16 protein-coding genes are annotated in these 14,703 nt (G+C 74.3%); 9 read left to right on the forward strand and 7 right to left on the reverse strand.

The window, feature by feature from the left end; all coding sequences use genetic code 11:
• From ABT369_RS34110 to ABT369_RS34125, 4 genes are all read right to left on the reverse strand, one after another.
• On the reverse strand, positions 1-182 hold a 182-nt coding region (locus ABT369_RS34110), incomplete at its 3' end, for a helix-turn-helix domain-containing protein (protein WP_350618214.1).
• Between the two features lie 92 nt (positions 183-274).
• Positions 275-1,534, reverse strand: coding sequence for an aldehyde dehydrogenase family protein (locus tag ABT369_RS34115; protein WP_350618216.1), 1,260 nt, complete (start codon positions 1,532-1,534; stop codon positions 275-277).
• A gap of 25 nt (positions 1,535-1,559) precedes the next feature.
• Positions 1,560-2,381, reverse strand: a complete 822-nt coding sequence (locus ABT369_RS34120) for a class I SAM-dependent methyltransferase (RefSeq protein WP_350618218.1) — start codon at positions 2,379-2,381, stop codon at positions 1,560-1,562.
• A gap of 21 nt (positions 2,382-2,402) precedes the next feature.
• Positions 2,403-3,296 carry a serine/threonine-protein kinase gene (locus ABT369_RS34125; RefSeq protein ID WP_502891852.1) on the reverse strand — a complete coding sequence of 298 codons (894 nt, stop codon included), beginning with the start codon at positions 3,294-3,296 and terminating at the stop codon, positions 2,403-2,405.
• A 98-nt stretch (positions 3,297-3,394) separates the two neighbouring features.
• Between ABT369_RS34125 and ABT369_RS34130 the strand changes: the two genes are divergently transcribed.
• Positions 3,395-5,740 (forward strand): putative bifunctional diguanylate cyclase/phosphodiesterase, encoded by a 2,346-nt coding sequence (locus ABT369_RS34130; RefSeq protein WP_350618222.1) that lies wholly within the window; start codon positions 3,395-3,397, stop codon positions 5,738-5,740.
• The gene (locus ABT369_RS34135) at positions 5,737-7,545 is read left to right on the forward strand and encodes a diguanylate cyclase domain-containing protein (protein WP_350618224.1); all 1,809 of its coding nucleotides are present in this window, start codon (positions 5,737-5,739) and stop codon (positions 7,543-7,545) included. Before ABT369_RS34130 ends, ABT369_RS34135 begins: the two co-directional genes overlap by 4 nt.
• Here ABT369_RS34135 and ABT369_RS34140 read toward each other — a convergent pair.
• The 3 genes from ABT369_RS34140 to ABT369_RS34150 all read right to left on the reverse strand — a co-directional run bounded on the left by ABT369_RS34140 (position 7,520) and on the right by ABT369_RS34150 (position 10,056).
• Positions 7,520-8,764, reverse strand: a complete 1,245-nt coding sequence (locus ABT369_RS34140) for an RNA polymerase sigma factor (protein ID WP_350618226.1) — start codon at positions 8,762-8,764, stop codon at positions 7,520-7,522. The two genes, ABT369_RS34135 and ABT369_RS34140, sit on opposite strands and share 26 nt — an antisense overlap.
• A 4-nt stretch (positions 8,765-8,768) precedes the next feature.
• A complete protein-coding gene (locus ABT369_RS34145; protein ID WP_350618228.1) occupies positions 8,769-9,119 on the reverse strand; it encodes a YciI family protein in 351 nt (116 codons plus the stop codon).
• Positions 9,120-9,201: 82 nt separating this feature from the next.
• Complete coding sequence (locus ABT369_RS34150; RefSeq protein WP_350618230.1) at positions 9,202-10,056, reverse strand: aldo/keto reductase; 855 nt, start codon at positions 10,054-10,056, stop codon at positions 9,202-9,204.
• Positions 10,057-10,228: 172 nt separating this feature from the next.
• Between ABT369_RS34150 and ABT369_RS34155 the strand changes: the two genes are divergently transcribed.
• From ABT369_RS34155 to ABT369_RS34185, 7 genes are all read left to right on the forward strand, one after another.
• Positions 10,229-10,432: a hypothetical protein gene (locus ABT369_RS34155; RefSeq protein ID WP_350618232.1), complete on the forward strand. Its 204-nt coding sequence runs from the start codon at positions 10,229-10,231 to the stop codon at positions 10,430-10,432.
• Positions 10,433-10,614: 182 nt separating this feature from the next.
• Entirely contained in the window at positions 10,615-11,286 is a 672-nt protein-coding gene (locus ABT369_RS34160; RefSeq protein WP_350618234.1) for a siderophore-interacting protein, read from the forward strand.
• Positions 11,287-11,376: 90 nt separating this feature from the next.
• On the forward strand, positions 11,377-12,132 hold the full coding sequence (locus ABT369_RS34165) for an SDR family NAD(P)-dependent oxidoreductase (RefSeq protein WP_350618236.1): 756 nt from the start codon (positions 11,377-11,379) through the stop codon (positions 12,130-12,132).
• The gene (locus tag ABT369_RS34170) at positions 12,129-13,052 is read left to right on the forward strand and encodes an aldo/keto reductase (RefSeq protein ID WP_350618238.1); all 924 of its coding nucleotides are present in this window, start codon (positions 12,129-12,131) and stop codon (positions 13,050-13,052) included. Before ABT369_RS34165 ends, ABT369_RS34170 begins: the two co-directional genes overlap by 4 nt.
• On the forward strand, positions 13,049-13,858 hold the full coding sequence (locus ABT369_RS34175; protein WP_350618240.1) for an amidohydrolase family protein: 810 nt from the start codon (positions 13,049-13,051) through the stop codon (positions 13,856-13,858). The genes ABT369_RS34170 and ABT369_RS34175 overlap by 4 nt, the downstream gene beginning before the upstream one ends.
• Entirely contained in the window at positions 13,849-14,520 is a 672-nt protein-coding gene (locus ABT369_RS34180) for a FadR/GntR family transcriptional regulator (RefSeq protein ID WP_350618242.1), read from the forward strand. Before ABT369_RS34175 ends, ABT369_RS34180 begins: the two co-directional genes overlap by 10 nt.
• 26 nt (positions 14,521-14,546) lie before the next feature.
• Entirely contained in the window at positions 14,547-14,693 is a 147-nt protein-coding gene (locus tag ABT369_RS34185; protein ID WP_350618244.1) for a hypothetical protein, read from the forward strand.
• Positions 14,694-14,703: the final 10 nt, after the last annotated feature.

Consider the following 14,703-nt stretch of genomic DNA (forward strand, 5'->3'; position numbering starts at 1 on the left):
AGAAACCGTCTACGCCATTTACCCACAGTGGACAGATGCACACCGATATCCGCGGCCACATCGGTATTCGAGACGCCCTCGGCACAGGCCAGAATAATCTTCGCGCGCATCGCCAGCACCTGCGACGACTTCGCCCGCCGCGACCAGCGAACCAACGTCACGCGTTCCTCGTCAGACAACACCAACGGGGTGATAGGACGCCCGGTCCTCGGCATCCCACCACCCTACACCCACTTATTAGGCGAACTTACGGCGCAGGACACTAGTCGAGTATCTAGTCGAGGTCGCCGAGCCGGTCCGCCGGCACGACCGCGTACTGCCGCAGCGAGAGGTCCCGGAACGTCACCGGCCCCCGGGGCCCCGGCACGCGGTCGATGTTGATCCCCGTCTCGGGCACGTTGAGCAGCTTGAACCCGTCCAGCAGCCGGGTCGTGGCGTTCCAGAACGCGCCGGTGCCGGCGTAGGCGCCGAGGAACTCCCGGGCCGCCGCCGCGTCCTCGGTCACGATCCCCGCGGCCAGCCCCGACGTCTCGTCGTTGGCCAGGCGCGCGGCGGCGAGCGGGGAGTCGACGGGCGCCACGGTGATCGTCGCCTCGCGATCGGAGTCCAGCGCCCACTCGTAGCCCAGCGCGTGCGCGTGCGGCGGCAGCGAGACGGCGATCCGCGGCGCCACGGCCTCGGTGACCCGCGGCACCAGGTCCTCGTAGTGCGAGCGGTGGATGAGCAGCAGGTTGAGCCGGTTGCACACGCCGAGCCGGTCGAGGCCCGCGGTGATGAGCGCGAACGCCTTGCCGAGGTCGGCCGCCGCGTCGATGTAGAGCACGCCGCCGCCGTCGGCGTGGGCCAGGGTGCGCACGCCCCGCAGCGCCGCCTTCTCGGCCAGGGTCCGGGTGCTCTCGCCGCTGCCGCGCAGGATCACCAGCGGGACCAGGCCCGGCTGGGACACCAGGGCGTCGGCGGTCTCGCGGCCCCGGGCCCGGATGAGCTGCACCGCGGCCGGGTCGAGGCCGGCCTCGGCCAGGGCCGGCGCGACGATCTCGTCCATGAGCGCGATCGCCGAGGCCAGGGCGGCCGAGCCGGTGCGCAGCACCCCGCCGTTCTGGCTCTTGATCAGCTGCGAGGCGACGTCGACGGTCACGTTGGGGCGGGCCTCGTAGTTGGCGCCGATGACGCCGACCGGGCGCCGCCACTCCTGCAGCACCAGCCCGCCGCCGAGCTCGCGGACCGTCCGGCGGGCCGGCTCCGGCTCCACGTCGGCGAGGATGTTCAGCTGCTCGGCCATGCCGGCCAGCCGGGCCTCGTCGAGGCGGAGCCGGTCGAGCAGGCCGCCGCTCATCCCGCCGGCCTCGGCCGCGGCCACGTCGGCGCGGTTGGCCTCGAGGATCGCGCCCGGGCCGGCGGCGAGGCGGCGGGCCATCCCGCGCAGGGCCTCGTCGATGGTCTTGGCCGGTGCCGCGGCGAGCGATGCGGCCGCGGCGCGGGCGGCACGGGCGGCCTCGGCCACGACCTGGTTGACGTCCTGCTCCTCGCCCACGGCACGGCCTCCCAAAGGATGAGATCTACGGTTTACGCGCCTGCAGAGTGTATGTAAGCGGCAGACGCGCACGCCCCTCGGCCAGCCGGTGCTCACCCTCCGCGTCCTCGACCGTCCGCCCCGGGTAGAAGTCCCATGGGCAGCTGTCGTGCTCCTCCAGCATCGTGAGCTGGAGCCCCTCGGCGAGCAGCGCGCTCACGATCTCGCCCAGCCCGTGGTTCCACGAGTGGGTGACGTTGTGCTGGAACTGCGCCGTCGTGTCGACGTACGTGCCGGCCTCCTCCCACACCAGGGGCTCCGGCGTCTCGAAGTACGGGAAGCTGAGGACCAGCAGATCGTCCTTGCGCGTCTCGTCGATCGCCCACAGCACGGGATGGCCCTCGCGGATGAACAGCCGCCCGCCGGGGCGCAGCAGGGTCGCCACGACCCCGGCCCACCGGCGGATGTCGGGCAGCCAGCACAGGGCGCCGACCCCGGTGTACACCAGGTCGAACGCGCCCGCCTCGAGCACCCCGGGGGCGCCGTAGAGGTCCGACTCCACGTAGTCGATGTCCGCCCCGGCCCGCCCGGCCAGGGCGCGCGCCTCGGCCAGGGACACGGGGGAGAAGTCGAGACCGGTGACGTGCGCGCCCAGCCGGTGCAAGGAGAGCGTGTCGGTGCCGATGTGGCACTGCAGGTGCACGGCCCGCAGCCCGCGCACGTCGCCGAGGCGGGGCCGGTCGAAGCGCACGACGTCGCTGAGGTGCTCCGGGTCGTCGAAGCCCTGCAGGTTGTACCCGCGCGACGCCGCATGCGCCGGTGCCCGCTCGTCCCACTGCGCCCGGTTGAGCCGGAAGGAGTCATCCACAGGCCGACCCTCACACGGCGGTCAAGCGGATATCGCCTCCGTCGTCGCGTGCAGGGTCGGCGACATGGCGTGCGGGTGCAGCACGGGCGGCACGTGTACCGGCACGTCGACCGCGGCCGACAGGATCAGCGCGAGCGCCACGCTGGTCGGCCGCGCCTCCGGCCGCTTGTCCAGGCTCGCCTCGCAGACCTCGAGGACCTCCTCGGGCATCCCGGCGATCCGCGGCAGCGGCTCGGGCGGGACGTGGCAGTGGGCGTGCAGCATCTGCTCGTCGGTGTCGGCCGGGAACGGCAGCCGCCCGGTCAGGCACTGGTAGAGCAGCACCCCGACCGCGTACACGTCGGCCGGCGGGGCCGCTGCCGCGCCCGGCAGCAGGCGCTCTGGCGCGAGGTACGCCGGCGTCCCCATCAGCGTTCCCTCCGGCAGCTGATCCGGCTGCCCGGTGCGGGCGGCCACCCCGAAGTCGAGGATCTTGGCTCCGGCCGGGGTCAGCACCACGTTGGCCGGCTTGATGTCGCGGTGCACGACGCCGTGCCCGTGGGCCGCGGCCAGGCCCGCCCCGACCTCCGCGCACACCCGGCCGGCGACCCGCCAGTCCAGCGGCCCCTCGTTGATCACGGCGTCCAGCGGCTGGCCCTCGACCAGCTCCATCACCAGGTACGCGGTCCCGCGCCCGGCCCGCCGCGAGGTGCCGAAGTCGAACACCGACACGACGTTCGGGTGCGCGAAGCGGGCGCCGGAGCGGGCCTCGTTGCGGGCCCGATCGAACGCCTCGGGGTCCGCGGTGTGCTCGGGGGTGAGCAGCTTCACGGCGACCTCACGGTCCAGGACCTCGTCGTGCGCCTCCCAGACGCTGGCCATGCCACCTTCGCCCAGCTTGCGCCGCAGTCGGTACCGTCCGCCGAGAACCCGCACATCATCCTGTTTCCCCCGTGGCGGCCGGTTCAAAAGACCAACCGCGGGACACCGCCCGTGCACCGGATGCGCAACCCGCGGCCGGTGAGCTGGTAGGCATGCATGGACGCGCCCGGCTTCTGGTCGCGGCCGGTGCCGCCGCGATCGTTGGCTCGTCGCTGGCCGCCGGCCCGCTCGCCCGCGTCCTGTGGATGCTCGGCGGCCTGGCCGGGGCCGCCCCGCTGCTGCTGCGGATGGCCCGCGACCGCCGCTCGGTCGAACCCGCGTGGCGGCTCGTCGGCGCCGGGTTCGCCGTCCGGCTGCTCTCCGACCTCGTGTGGACGATCGAGGCGCTGACCCACCACGGTCAGGTGCCCTTCCCGTCGTGGAACGACCTCGGGTACCTGACCTCCTACGCGCTGCTCATCGCCGGGCTCATCGGCGCCGCCGGGGGACGGGCCCGGCTCGCCCTGCTGGACGCGTCCATCGTGGTGGCCGGGTTCGCGGTCATCGACTGGATGCTGTTGCTGCATCCGTACCTGCACCATGCGGCCATCGGCCCCCTGGCGCTGAGCCTCGCGCTCGTGTACCCCGTCTGCGACCTGGTCCTGTTCGCCGTCGTCGTGCGCGTGCTGCTCTCCGGGGCGGCCCGCAACCGCGCGAACCGGCTGGTGCTCGCGGGCGCCGGGCTGCTGCTCGCGGCCAACACGATCTTCTTCGCGCACGCGGCGGCCGGCTCCACCCGCGACGTGGCCTGGCTCGACAACGCGCTCTGGCTCTGCTCCTACCTGGTGCTCGGCCTGGCCGGGCTGCACCCGCGGCTGGCCGGCGAGCGCCCGGCCGTGCCCGCGGCGGCCGCCGAGGTCGTCTCCTCGCGCCGGCTGCTGCTCTTCGGCGCGGCCACGCTGCTCGGCCCGGCCGCGACCGTCTACCGGCTCCTCACCACCGGCGGCCTGCGCGGGTCGGGGGAGTGGCGGCACCTCATCGTGCCCTCGGTCCTCGCCGCGGTGCTGTCGGTGCTGCTCGTCACGCGCCTCGGCGGCCTGGCCCGGCTCGCCCAGCGCCGCCAGGCCGAGCTGGAGGCGAACGGGCGCCGGCTGCAGGCCGCGCTCGACGAGCGGGCCGCGCTGGAGGACCAGCTGCGCCACGGCGCCCTGCACGACCCGGTGACCGGGCTGGCCAACCGGGCCCTGCTCGCGCAGCGCATGGAGTGGAGCCTGGACCGGGCGGACGGCGCCGCCGGGCCCCGGCACGCGCTGCTGCTGCTCGACCTCGACCGGTTCACCGACCTCAACGACGCCCACGGGATCGCGTTCGGCGACGAGGTGCTCATCGCGCTGGCGCACCGCCTGCGCTCGATCGCGGCGCCCGGGGACACCCTGGCCCGGCTGGGCGGCGACGAGTTCGCGCTCTTCGTGGAGCACGGCGCCGCGCCGGGGTCGCAGGAGCGGGCCGAGCAGCTCGCCGAGCTCCTGCGGGCCGAGGTCAAGGCGCCGCTGCGGGTCGGCGGGCGGGTCGTGCACCTCGCGGCCAGCATCGGGCTCGTGCACCTCGACGGGCAGGACCCGCGCGAGGCCGTGGCCGATGCCGAGCTGGCCCTGCGCGCCGCCAAGCGGGGCGGGCGCGACCGCGTGGTGCCGTACCGATCGGAGCTCCGAAGCGCCCGGGAGACCTTCACGCGGATCAGCGCCGGGCTGCGCCACGCGATCGAGCGCGGCGAGCTCGCCGTGCACTACCAGCCGGTGGTCGAGCTGCCGGGCGCGCGGATCGTGGCCGTGGAGGCGCTGCTGCGGTGGACGCCGGCGAGCGGGCCGGTGCCGCCGGACGCGTTCATCCCCGTCGCCGAGGAGACCGGGCTCATCGTGCCCATCGGCGCCTGGGTGCTGCAGCGGGCCTGCCGGGACGCCCGCGGCTGGTACGAGCGCTTCGGCACCTCGATCACCGTGAACGTCTCGGTGCGCCAGCTCGCCGAGCCCGGATTCGCCGACGAAGTCCTGGCGGTGCTGGACCGCACGGGGCTGCCGGCGCGGGCCCTGGTCCTGGAGATCACCGAGTCGGTGTTCGCCGGGGACGCCGACGCGCTGCCCGGCGCGCTCGGGCGCCTGCGCGGGCACGGGGTCCGCATCGCCATCGACGACTTCGGCACCGGCTACTCGTCGCTGTCGTACCTCAACCAGCTCCCCGTCGACATCCTCAAGATCGACCGCTCGTTCGTGCCGACCGGCCCCGGGCCCGACGGCGACCACGCTTTCACCCGGGCCGTGCTCCAGCTCGGCAGCAGCCGCCGCCTGCCCGCGATCGCCGAGGGCATCGAGACCGCCGAGCAGGCCGAGGTGCTGCACGAGCTCGGCTGCCGGCTGGCGCAGGGCTACCACTTCGCCAGGCCCGGCCCGGCCGAGCACCTCGAGGCCGCCTTCGCCCGGCTGAACCCGGCCCGCGACGCGGCGGCGGGGCGGCCCGGGTGAGCCGGGGACTCGCCGCCGTGCGCCGCGACCCCTGGGTGCGGGCCCTGGTCGCGGCCGGCGGCGTGCTCGTGCTCTGGTTCCTGCTCGGGCTCGGCTCCGACGCCGCGCAGGTCCGGCTCTTCTGGTCACTGCTGCCGCTGACCGACCTGCTGCTCTGGCACGCCTCGCGCCGGGTCACCCGGATGGACCTGCCCGCCGACACGCGGCGGTTCTGGCGCGCGGTGAGCCGGATCTCGCTGCTGTTCCTGCTCGGCGACGTCAGCCAGACGGTCGTCGCGTGGGCGCGCCCGGGGGCGGCGGCGGCCGTGCCCAACGCGTTCCAGGCCGGCGCGATCCTCGTGGGCGCCGCGTACATGGTGTGGATCATGCTGACCCACCCCGGACGCCTGCTGACGCGGGCGGCGCGGCTGCGCTTCTGGCTCGACGCCGCCTCGGTGCTCGTCGGCGTGGCCGTGCTGGCCTGGCTGCTGCTCCTGCCCGCGCAGACCGGGCGGCCGGTCGGGGCCCTGGTCGCCCTGCTGCTGGGCACGGCGATCATCCTGGTGGCCGGCTTCTCCGCGGTGAAGCTGATCCTGAGCGGCAACGCGCCGCTGACCGTCGCCGCGGCGGCGCCGATGCTGGCGGCCTCCATCCTGCAGGGGGCGGCCGGGTCGCTCGTGTCGCCCGGCTCGGCGCACCTCAGCATGCTGCTCGGCGCCCAGTTCCTGTCGTCGGTCCTGCTGGTGCTCGGCCCGCGCCTGCAGGAGGTCTGCGGCCCGCCGGTCCCCGCGGCCCAGCGGTTGCCGAAGCCCTACAGCCTGCTGCCGTACACGACGCTGGCGGGCATGTTCGCCGGGCTGCCCTTCGTCCTGCGCGACGGCGTCGGGGCGGACACGTGGATCCTGCTCGGCGGGCTCTTCGTCGCCACCGTGCTGGCCGTCAGCCGCCAGCTGCTCGCCTTCGCCGAGAACGCGGCCCTCATGCGCGAGCTCAAGGGCCAGGAGCGGCGGATGAGCAGCCTGCTGGCGCACTCGACCGACATCACCTCCCTCGTCGGGGTCGACGGGACCCTGACGTACGTGTCGCCGGCCACCGAGCGGCTGCTGGGCAAGGAGCCGGCGCTGGTGCTCGGCACGCCCGTCGTCGCGCACATCCACCCGGACGACCTGCGGATCTTCCTCCCGGCCATGGACGAGCTGCGCTCGGCGCCGGACGCCACGGTCACCTACCAGGTCCGCTACGCCCACGCGGACGGCTCCTGGCGCTGGCTCGACGTGGTCAGCCGGAACCTGCTGCACGTGCCGGGCGTGGGGGCCTACGTCAGCAACGCCCGCGACGCCACCCAGGCCCGGCTCCTGCAGGACGAGCTGCGGCACCAGGCCACGCACGACGGCCTGACGGGGCTGGCCAACCGGGCGCTCTTCGACGCCCGCCTCGCCGCCGCGGACTCGCACAGCGCCGTGCTGCTCGTCGACCTGAACGACTTCAAGCTCGTCAACGACACCTACGGGCACCACGCCGGCGATGCGGTGCTGGTCGCGGTGGCCGAGCGCCTGGCCGCGGCCACGCCGCCGCCGGGCCTGGCGGCGCGGCTGGGCGGCGACGAGTTCGCCGTGCTGCTCCCGGACGCGGACGGCGAAGCGGCGGCGGGCGCGGCCGCGCGCTTCCTGACCCTGATGGAGGCCCCGGTCCGGGTCGACGACCGGCTCCTGCCGATTCGCGCGAGCGTCGGCTTCGCCGAGGGCCCGCCCGGCGACCCGGACGGTCTCCTGCGGCGCGCGGACGCCGAGATGTACCGCCTCAAGCGGATGACGCGCGTCTCGTGAACACCGCGCGCTCGGCGTCGTTCCTGGTCAGTCGGGCGGCCTCGGCGAACGCGGCCCGTGCCTCCGCGGTGCGGCCCAGGCGCTCGAGCATCTCGCCGCGCGCGGCCGGCAGGTGCGGGTAGCCGGGCAGGCGCAGCCCGTCGAGCAGCTCCAGGCCCGCGGCCGGGCCGTCGGCCATCCCGACCGCGACGGCCCGGTTGAGCTCGACGACGGCCGACGGGGCGACGTGGGACAGGAGGCGGTACAGCGCGGCGATGCGGGACCAGTCCGTGTCCTCGAACGCGCGCGCCCGGGCGTGACCCGCGGCGATCGCGGCCTGCAGGCCGTAGGGGCCGAGCGTGCCCAGCTCCTCGGCGCGCGCCAGGGCGGCCAGCCCGCGCCGGATCAGCAGCCGGTCCCAGCGGCGCCGGTCCTGGTCGGCCAGCAGCACGGGGCGGCCCTCGGCGTCGGTGCGGGCGCCGATCCGGGAGGCCTGCAACTCCATCAGCGCCGTCAGGCCGTGGACCTCGGGCGCGTCCGGCATCAGCCCGCACAGCACCCGGCCCAGGCGCAGGGCCTCCTTGGCCAGCTCGGGCCGCGCCCAGTCCGCGCCCGCGGTCGCCGAGTAGCCCTCGTTGAAGATCAGGTAGACGGTCCCGAGCACCGCCGACAGCCGCGCCGGCGCCTCGCTCGCCGGCGGCAGCTCGAACGCCACGCCCCGCAGCGCCTTCTTGGCCCGCAGGATCCGCTGCGAGACCGACGCCTGCGTGGTCAGGAAGGCCCGGGCGATCTCGTCCGTGCGCAGGCCGCCCAGCATCCGCAGGGTGAGGGCGACCTGCGACTCGGTCGTCAGCGACGGGTGGCAGGCGGTGAAGATCAGCCGCAGCGTGTCGTCGCCGATGTGGTCGTCGAGGGCGTCGACGATCGCCGTCTCCTCGCTGAAGCCGTCCTCGGCCCCGACGACGGCGAGCTTGCGGCGGTACGTCTCCTGGCGTCGCAGGTAGTCGATCGCCCGGTGCTTGGCCGTGGCCATGAGCCACGGGCCGGGATCGTCCGGCACGCCCCGGTCCGGCCACTGCTCCAGGGCCACCACCAGGGCGTCCTGGGCCAGCTCCTCGGCCACCCCGACGTCACGGACCAGCCGGGCGAGCGCGCCGATGATGCGGGCGGACTCGATGCGGTAGACCGCCTCCACCACGCGGCGCACGTCCGGCCGGTCTGAGCGCCGGTTGGGGCTCATCGGCTCAGAACTCCATGACCTGCAGGATGCGGCAGGAGCCCGCCCACTCGGGCCACAGGTCGCGGTGGACCTTCATGAAGCGGCTGCACCACTCGACCGCCTCCTCCTTGGAGCGGACCTCGTAGACTGCGTAGCTGATCATCTCCTTGGTCTCCGTGAACGGCCCGTCGGTGACGGTCAGGTCGCCGCCGGTCACGGTGATCCGCGCGCCGGCCGCGCTCGGCAGCAGGCCGGCGTTGTCGATCAGGGCGCCCGCGGCCGTCGCCTCCTCGCCGAGCTTCATGATCGCTTCCATGAGCCCGGCGGGGGGCGGCGTCTGGGGCTGGGTCGCCTCGAGCAGCATCACGTACCGCACAACAGTCTCCTCACGCGAAGTGGTCCTTCATCCCCTCCTCGAAGGGGAGGGCCCGGATCCGACATCGCGCCCGGATTTCTTTTTACGCGTTGCGGGTGATGTCCGAGACCTCCTGGGCCGTCAGCTTGATGCCGGCGGCGGCGATGTTGTCCTCGAGGTGCCCGACCGACCCGGTGCCGGGGATCGGCAGGATCGACGACGAGCGGGCCAGCAGCCAGGCGAGCACGACCTGGCGGGGCGAGGCCTCGTACTTCTTCGCGACCGCCTCGATCGTGGCGTTCCCGTCGAGGTTCTGGATCGGGGCCCAGGGCAGGAAGACGATGGACTCCTGCTCGCACAGGTCGACCAGCGCCTCCGAGCCGCGGTCGTCGACGTTGTACCGGTTCTGGATGGACACCACCGGGGTGATCCGCTGCGCGGCCCGCAGCTGCTCCTCGCTGAAGTTCGACACGCCGATGTGCCGGATCTTGCCCTCGGCCTTGAGCTCGGCGATGGCCCCGACGGACTCCTCGAGCGGGACGCGGGGGTCGGCGCGGTGGAACTGGTACAGCGTGATCGTGTCCACCCGCAGCTTGCGCAGACTGCCCTCGAGGGCCTCGCGCAGGTGCTCGGGCCGGCCGTCGGGCGCCCACTGGTTCGGGCCGGACCGGGTCAGGCCGCCCTTCGTGGCGATGACGAGGTCGTCGGCGTAGGGGTGCAGGGCCTCGGCGATGATCTCCTCGCTGACGTCGGGCCCGTAGGAGTCGGCGGTGTCGATGAAGTTCACGCCCAGCTCGACGGCGCGGCGCAGGACCCGCTTGGCCTCCTCGCGGTCGCGGGGCGGCCCCCAGATCCCGTCGCCGGTGATGCGCATCGCGCCGAAGCCGAGCCGGTTGACGGTCAGGTCGCCGCCGACGTCGATCGTGCCCGCGTTCGCCGCGCTGCTCTGTGCTGACATGCGTCAGTTCTCCTTCGCTAGTCCTCGTCTTCGAATCTAGCCACGCGTGCGGCCGGCCGCCGACGGCGCTGTGAGAATCCGGCGTGCCACGGCTCTGGATTAGTGCAGTTCACCCTGGGTACTGTGTCCCGACCCGCCCGTCCCGACCCGCCGAGCACTGGGAGTGAGCAGCATGAACGCGCATGACCCGACCGGAATCGACCCCAACAGCCCCGAGGCGGCGGCCCGCGAGGCGGCGCGCTTCGAGGCCGAGCGCAAGCAGAGCCTGGAGCACCAGCTGGCCCGCGGCGGCCGCGTGGACGACGGCGCCGTCGACTCCACCGGCCGCAGCATCCGTGACCCCCGCCGCGGAACGCAGCTGGACGAGGACATCTAGGAGGCGCCCGCGTGGGCGTCCGCGGGGCCCGGAGCCGGATTCGGCGCCGGGCCCTTGCGCTGTCCGATGCTGTGATGCCCCGATGCTTCTGATGCGCCGGTGCATTGATGCCGCGATGCATTGTGACAATGCACCCGGCGAAGGTTCCGATATATCGCCGATAGACGGTAGCGTCCCCGGGCATGAAGCTCTGGGAGATGCTGTTCGTGCGGGCCACGGTGGCCGAGGCCGAGCCCGCCACCGGGCGGTTCCGCCGGTTGCGCCTGCGGGCCGGCGCGCTGCGCGACGCCGAGTGGAAGCCGGGTCAGCAGGTGCGCGTCGACGTCGGCGCGAAGGGTGCCCTGGCGCCGCTGCTGCGGACGTACTCCGTGTGGAGCCGCGAGGCCGACACCATCGAGCTGCAGGCGCTGCTGCACGGCGACGGGCCGGGCGCGCGCTGGATGGGCGCGGCCCGGCCCGGCGACGAGGTGCTGCTGAGCAAGCCCAAGGGCGACTTCGTGACCCGCTCGGCGCCGCACCACCTCTTCGTCGGCGAGGAGACCGCCTCGGTCGCGTTCGGCCCGATGCTGCGGGCGCTGCCGGCCGCCGAGCGGGCCGCGAGCCGGGTCGTGATCGAGGCCGAGCCCGCGGACCGGCTCGCCCTCGACGGGAACGTCACGTGGGTGTCGCGGGACGGGCTCGTCGATGCGGTACGGCGGCTGGCTCTTCCGGAGGAATCCGGGCAGGCTTATGTCGCCGGGGAGGCGCGCGCCGTGCAGGCCGTCAAGCAGCACCTCGTCCGCGACCGGGGCTGGCCGCGGCGATCGGTGCTGACCAAGCCGTTCTGGACGCCCGGGCGGCGCGGCATGGAGTAGTGACATCCGACCTATCGATGGTCGCCGACCCCTTGCGGGCCGTTCTCTCCGGCTGGTAGACAACAGTCCTCCGATGTTTGGGAGAGCTTCGTGACTGGAGAGTTCGACGGTCTCGCCGTCGTCGTGACCGGGGCCGCCTCCGGGATCGGCCTGGCCACCGCCCGCCACCTCGCCGCCCGCGGTGCCCGCGTCGCCGGCCTCGACCTGCGCACCGACGGCATCCCCGAGGGCGTCGCCGGCTTCGTCGCCGACGTGACCGACGACGCCGCCGTGCGCGCCGGCGTCGAGGCCGCGGCCGCCCGCCTCGGCGGCATCGACATCCTGGTGAACAACGCCGGCATCGGCGCGATCGGCACCGTGGAGGCCAACGCCGACGCGGAGTGGCACCGCGTCTACGACGTCAACGTCGTCGGCCTGGTCCGGGTCACCCGCGCCGCCCTGCCGCACCTGCGCCGCTCGGCCTGCGCCGCGATCGTGAACACCTGCTCGATCGCGGCGCACGCGGGCCTGCCGGACCGCGCCCTCTACAGCGCGACCAAGGGCGCCGTGCAGTCGCTGACCGCGGCCATGGCCGCCGACTACGTGCGCGACGGGATCCGGGTCAACTGCGTGAACCCGGGCACCGCCGACACCCCGTGGGTCCGCCGGCTGCTCGACCAGGCCGCCGACCCCGACGCCGAGCTCGCCGCGCTGCGGGCCCGCCAGCCCACCGGCCGGCTGGTCTCGGCCGACGAGGTCGCGCACGCGATCGCCTACCTCGCGAGCCCGCTGGCCAGCGCGACCACCGGCGCCGTGCTGTCCGTCGACGGCGGCATGCACGGCCTGAGGGTCAGGCCCAGGACGTGACCGCGCTCGGGCTGGGCTGTGCCCAGCTGGGCAACCTGTGGCGCGAGCGCTGCGACGCCGAGGCCCGGGCCATCGTCGACGCGGCCTGGGAGTGCGGCATCCGCACTTTCGACACCGCCCCGCACTACGGCCTCGGCCTGTCGGAGCGGCGGCTCGGGGCGGCCCTCGCGGACCGGCCGCGCGCCGAGTTCACGGTGAGCACCAAGGTCGGCCGCCTGCTCGAGCCCGTCGACGGGGGCGGCGACGACCTGGCCGACGGGTTCGCGGTCCCGCGCACGCACCGCCGCGTCTGGGACTTCAGCCGCGACGGGGTGCGCCGCTCGCTGGAGGCGAGCCTGGAGCGGCTCGGCCTCGACCGCGTCGACGTGGCCCTCCTGCACGACCCGGAGTTCCAGCCCGATTCGGCGCTGCGGCAGGGCTTCCCGGCCCTGGCCGAACTCCGGGCCGAGGGTGTCGTGGGCGCGATCGGAGCGGGCTCGAAGGATGTCACCGTCCTGGCCCGGGTCGTCGCCGAGTGCGCGCCCGACGCGGTGATGGTGGCCGGGCGGTACACCCTGCTGGAGCAGCCGGCCCGTGACCTGCTCTCCGCGTGTGCCGCCACGGGGGTGTCCGTCCTCGCCGCCGGGGTGTTCAACAGCGGGCTGCTCGCCGAGGACGTGCCGCGGGCGGGGCTGCACTACGAGTACGGCGACGCGCCCGCGGCACTCGTCGCGCGGGCGTCGCGGATCGCCTCCGTGTGCGGCTCGCTCGGCACCACGCTGCCCGCCGCCGCGATCGCCTTTCCCGGTCGAGAGTCGGTCGTCTCCGCGGTCGTGCTCGGGGCCGATGACGCCGGTCAGGTGCGCCGCAACGCCGCGCTGTTCGCCGCACCGCCCCCCGATGCCCTGTGGGCCGAGCTGGGCGCGCGGGGACTGCTGTGATCGTCGACGCGCACCAGCACCTGTGGCGCCTCGGCGAGGGCTACGACTGGCTCGACGCCCCCGAGCTGGCCCCGATCCGCCGCACGTTCACCCCGGCCGACCTGCGGGCCGAGCTCGCGGCCGCCGGGGTCGCGCGGACGGTGCTGGTCGAGGGCGGGCGGTGCGACGCCGACGAGGCCGCGGTGCTGTTCGCCCACGCCGCGGCGACGCCCGAGATCGCCGGCGTCGTCGCCTGGGACGATCCCGCGGCGCCCGGGTTCCGGGCGTATCTCGATCTGCCCGGCGCCGAGTACCTGGTCGGGCTCCGGGCTCAGGTGCAGGCCGAGGAGACGGACTACCTCTCGCGGGCCGACGTGCGGGCCGGGCTGGCCGCCTACGGCCGCGCCGGGCTCGTCTTCGACCTGGTGCTGCGGCCGGATCAGTTGCCCTCGGCGGTGGCCGTCGCGGCGGCGTGTCCCTCGGTCCGGTTCGTGCTCGATCACCTGGGCAAGCCGCGCGACTTCGCGGCGTGGCGATCGGATATTTCGGATATAGCGCGAATGCCCAACGTCACCGCCAAGGTTTCCGGGCTGTTCACCGAGGTCCCGGACGTCCGGCCCTATGTCGAGTTCGCGCTCGAGTGCTTCGGACCCGAGCGGCTCATGTGGGGCTCGGACTGGCCGGTGTCGACCCTCGCCGTCTCCTACGCCGAGACCCTCGCGCGCACGCGGGCCCTGGTGGCGGCGCCCGAGGTGTTCTCGGCGACGGCGCGCGAGGTGTACGGGCTGGCCGAAGTACAGTCGCCGCGGAGGCAACAGTGGCACTGACCGACGAGGCCATCGACAAGATCAAGGGCATGATCACCTCGGGCGAGCTGGGCCCGGGCGACCGCCTGCCCAAGGAGGCGGACCTGGCCGAGCGCCTGGGGCTGTCGCGCAACTCCCTGCGCGAGGCCGTGAAGGCGCTGTCGATGATCCGGGTCCTGGACGTCCGCCAGGGCGACGGCACCTACGTGACCAGCCTGGCGCCCGACCTCCTGCTCGACGCCCTGAGCTTCGTCGTGGACTTCCACCGCGACGACACCGTGCTGCAGTTCCTGGAGGTCCGCCGCATCCTGGAGCCGGCCGCGACCGCCCTGGCCACGACCCGCATGACCGACGCGGACGTGGCCAGGCTCCAGGCCGTCCTGGACGCGCTCGGCGACGCGCCGAGCATCGAGGCGCTGGTCGCCAACGACCTGGAGTTCCACCGGCTGATCGCCGCGGGCTCGGGCAACGCCGTGCTGTGCTCCCTGATCGACGGGCTGTCGGGCCCGACGACCCGCGCGCGCATCTGGCGCGGCCTGACCCAGGAGGGCGCGGCGGCCCGCACGCGCGAGCAGCACCAGGCCATCGTCGACGCGATCGCGTCCCGCCAGCCGGACCTGGCCCGCTCCTGGGCCTCGATCCACGTCGCCGGCGTCGAGGAATGGCTCCGCCGCGCCCTGTAGGGCTGGTCACCGCGATCGTCACCGGTGTGCTCGCGTTCCGGTTCGTGCCGCTGCTCGTGCCGTTCGCGGTGTACGCGGGCTCGGCCGTCCTCGCGTTCATGGCGGCGCGGCGGCTCAGGGCCGAGGGGAGCTCCGCCCTGGTGCTCGGGATCGCGCATCTGCGCCGCCTCTGAGCGCGCAACC

The organism is Dactylosporangium sp. NPDC000244 (genome assembly GCF_040300725.1).
GTDB lineage: Bacteria > Actinomycetota > Actinomycetes > Mycobacteriales > Micromonosporaceae > Dactylosporangium.

What these genes read in the sequence shown, in the direction of transcription:
- ABT369_RS34130 (WP_350618222.1), top strand. Translation starts at nt 3,395, where the DNA reads ATGCATGGACGCGCCCGGCTTCTGGTCGCGGCCGGTGCCGCCGCGATC.
- ABT369_RS34140 (WP_350618226.1), bottom strand. Translation starts at nt 8,764, where the DNA reads ATGAGCCCCAACCGGCGCTCAGACCGGCCGGACGTGCGCCGCGTGGTG.
- ABT369_RS34150 (WP_350618230.1), bottom strand. Translation starts at nt 10,056, where the DNA reads ATGTCAGCACAGAGCAGCGCGGCGAACGCGGGCACGATCGACGTCGGC.
- ABT369_RS34155 (WP_350618232.1), top strand. Translation starts at nt 10,229, where the DNA reads ATGAACGCGCATGACCCGACCGGAATCGACCCCAACAGCCCCGAGGCG.
- ABT369_RS34160 (WP_350618234.1), top strand. Translation starts at nt 10,615, where the DNA reads ATGAAGCTCTGGGAGATGCTGTTCGTGCGGGCCACGGTGGCCGAGGCC.